Genomic DNA, 3,229 nt, shown 5'->3' on the forward strand with positions numbered 1-3,229 from the left:
GTGGGGGCGGATGCGGCGTCTTCCGCGTCGGGATCGCCCGCCAGCATGGCCGCCAGCAGGTCGTCGTCCGGGTTCGGGGCGGCTTGCGGCGGGGCCACGGCGGCAAGGCAGGCCTCGCAGGCCTCGTAAGTGAGGTTGGCGGCCAGGGTCACCCACGCCCCGTTGGGCACGCAGGATTGCAGTTCGCCGTCTGGTGCCACTTCCATGGTCAGCACCAGCGCGGGCCGGTCCTGACCGGCAAGCAGGCTGAAGAAGCCGATGCCCAGTTCTTCGGGCAGCATGTGGTGGGTGGCTTCCGGCAGGTAGATGCTGGTGGCGCGGCGCAGTACGGCCTTGTCCAGTTCGCTGCCGTAGGGCCAGGCCAGGGCCGGGCAGGCCAGGGCCAGCCACAGGCGAAAGCCCCCGTCGCCACGCGCCTCGATGTGGAAGGCGTCGTCGATGTCGCGGGTCGTGGCGGAATCTATGGAGATGAACGGCGTGGCCAGCGGGTCGCGCCGGGCGGATTCCACGGCGGCGCGCAGCGCGGCGATGTCGCCTGCGTGGCTGGCAGCCCAGGCGTTGCCGGGGGCGTAGCCCGCGCGGTCCATCCAGAAGTTGTGGTGTTCCGGCACCAGGCCCCAGGTTTTGGCCAGGTGCAGGGCCAGGTGCGGGTCGTCGGGCAGGCCCTTGGTCACCTGCTTCCAGACCGGCTCGGTGTCGTGGTCGTCCGGGTCGGCCAGGCGGGTCATGACCAGCGCGGCCAACTGTTCGGCGATGTCCGGGGCGGGGCGTTCCGGCGAGGTTTCCGGCGGCAGGGTGCGGCGGCGCGAGTGCACGTCCCACAGGATGCGCACGAATTCGTGCCCGGCTGCGACCAGGGCTTCGCGTTGGCGGGTAGCTTCCTGCTCGGCCAGGCGGGCGTCCACCTTTTCGGCGGTGTACACCTCGAAGTCGGGCGGCTGGAACTTGAAGTGGGTCTTGCAGGCCAGCATGGCGCGGCCAAGGGCGGCCAGGTCGTCCACTTCGGGCGCTTCCCAGAGCAGTTCCGCGAACCATTCCAGCGAGGCGCGGTCCACCTCGCCCTGGGCCAGGGTCCAGAGTTCCAGCGGGTCGAGCGCGGTTTCGCGGTCGTCGCGGCGCTGGCGGTGCAGTTCCAGCAGGTCGATGATCTGCTGGCGGCCGTACTCGCCGGAGTAGACCGGGCCGGACCATGGCAGCAGGCGGCTGGTGGTGAGCTTGGTTTCGCGGCGGTTGGCGAGCAGCAGGCGCAGCTTGCCTGCCTGTTCTTCGAGCACCCAGGCCGTTATGGGGCGGTTGCCCTGCATGAATTCCACGATGCACCCCGGGCCGGGGTAGCGCACGATGCCGGATGGTGCCGCCATGTTTCCCGCTTGGTTTGTTTCAGTGAGGCCGGAGAAGGCGTTTGGGCTGCCGCAGGTGCGCTATGTCAGCGCGATTCTTAGGTGCATCCCGTCAGCACGGTGGCGCTGCTTGCAGAATCCGTCTTTTTGGGCCGGGCTGCGTTGGCGCTTGATTTTCGCTGCTCACGTACGCAAGTACGCTCCGCGCGAAAATCGCGCGCCGCCTTGCCCGGCTACAAAAACTCGTAATTCCTTGCATCGCCCCCGCACCAGCCACCCGCAGCGGCAGACCGCTGCGGGGTATGAAGGAAGAAAGGCAATGTCCAGATAGGGGAAAGGCAATGACTACCTGCAACACCCTTTATAACGAGCCGGGGTAAAGGCAGATTTCCCATGCGTCTCCCCCATTGAAAAATTTAGGGGGGAGGGGTTCGGGGAGGGGACCCTTTTTAAAGGGTCCCCTCCCCGAGATTGCTTATCTCTGGAAGTATTAGTGTTTGAACGACCGCTGTCCGGTAAACACCATGGCCACCTGCGGGCTGGCCTCGTTCACGGCCATGATCACTTCGTGGTCGCGCATGGAGCCGCCGGGCTGGGCGATGGCGGCAACGCCCTGTGCCAGGGCCACGTCCACGCCATCGCGGAAGGGGAAGAACCCGTCGGAGACCAGCACGGTGCCGGGCAGGCCGCCGCGTTCGTCCCTGGTGCGGCGTTCGATGGCGGCCAGCGAGTCGGCCAGGGCCGGATCGGCGGCGGCTTTCTGCTTCAGGTCGTACAGCGAGCAGTTGTGCGCGGCGAAGGCCAGCGAGTCGGCGTACTTGGTGTAGGCCTTGTGAATGGCCAGTTCCACGCAGCCCACGCGGTCCTGTTCGCCGGTGCCGATGGCCACGGTGGCGCCATTGCGGGCAAAGATCACCGAGTTGGACGTGACGCCCGACTCCACGGCCCAGGCGAACAGCAGGTCGTCGGCTTCCTGCTTCGAGGGGGCGCGGGCGGTGACGGTGACGCCGTCCTTGCTGGTGGCTTCGGCGGGCAGAAAATCGGCCACGGTACGGATGCGGTTGCGGAACGAATGCTGGATGACCATGCCGCCGTCGGTGAGGCTCTTGATGTCCAGGAACGGGGCATCGGCGAAGTTTTCGAGTTGGGCCAGGCCGGGCATGCGCAGGATGCGCAGATTCTTGCGGGTTTGCAGTAGCTCCAGCACGCCGGGCTCGAAGTCGGGCGCGGCCACCACCTCGAAGTAGTTGGCGGCGATGAGTTCACCGGCGGCGCGGTCCAGCGGGCGGTTGACCACCACGGCCCCGCCGAAGGCGGCGATTCTGTCGCAGTTGTAGGCCTTGTCCAGCGCGTCGGCCACGCCATCATTGGACCAGGCGGCCCCGCACGGGTTGTTGTGCTTCAGGATCACGGCGGCGGGGCGCGCGGCCAGGTACTGTAGAATGTTCACCCCGTTGTCCACGTCGGTCAGGTTGGTCTTGCCGGGGTGTTTGCCCGCCTGGACCATGTGTTCTTCGGCGATGGCCGAGACAAGGCCCTGCCCGGCGGCGCGAAAGGCCACGCCGCCAAGGGTCAGGCCGCCTTCGGCCAGTTCGTACAGGGCGGCGGGCTGGTCGGGGTTTTCGCCGTAGCGCAGGCCCTTGCGTTCACCGTCGATGGTCCAGGTGCGCTTGCGGTAGGTCAGGGTGGTGTCGCCCAGCGTCAGGGTAAGGGAATCCGGAAACGGATCGTCCTGAAGGGTGCGGTACATGTCCTTGAGGCTGGCGGGCTTCGGCGAAGTCATGACGGGCTCCGGCAGGGGGCGGCGCGGGTCCGAACGCAGCATGCATCCGGCGTGCGCGGGTGCGCGCGAAAGGCCGGGTGCGGCGTGCCGGATACGGCGGGCCTGC

2 protein-coding genes are annotated in these 3,229 nt (G+C 67.5%); both read right to left on the reverse strand.

The genetic code is table 11. The features are described 5' to 3' along the window. Nucleotides 1-1,361: RNB domain-containing ribonuclease (locus tag FVW27_RS11290; RefSeq protein ID WP_167125191.1), on the reverse strand; the 1,361-nt coding region annotated here is incomplete at its 3' end. A 469-nt stretch (nucleotides 1,362-1,830) separates the two neighbouring features. Then, entirely contained in the window at nucleotides 1,831-3,123 is a 1,293-nt protein-coding gene (locus tag FVW27_RS11295) for an IMP cyclohydrolase (protein ID WP_167125193.1), read from the reverse strand. Nucleotides 3,124-3,229: the final 106 nt, after the last annotated feature.

Source organism: Nitratidesulfovibrio liaohensis (genome assembly GCF_011682075.1).
Classification (GTDB): Bacteria; Desulfobacterota; Desulfovibrionia; order Desulfovibrionales; family Desulfovibrionaceae; genus Cupidesulfovibrio; species Cupidesulfovibrio liaohensis.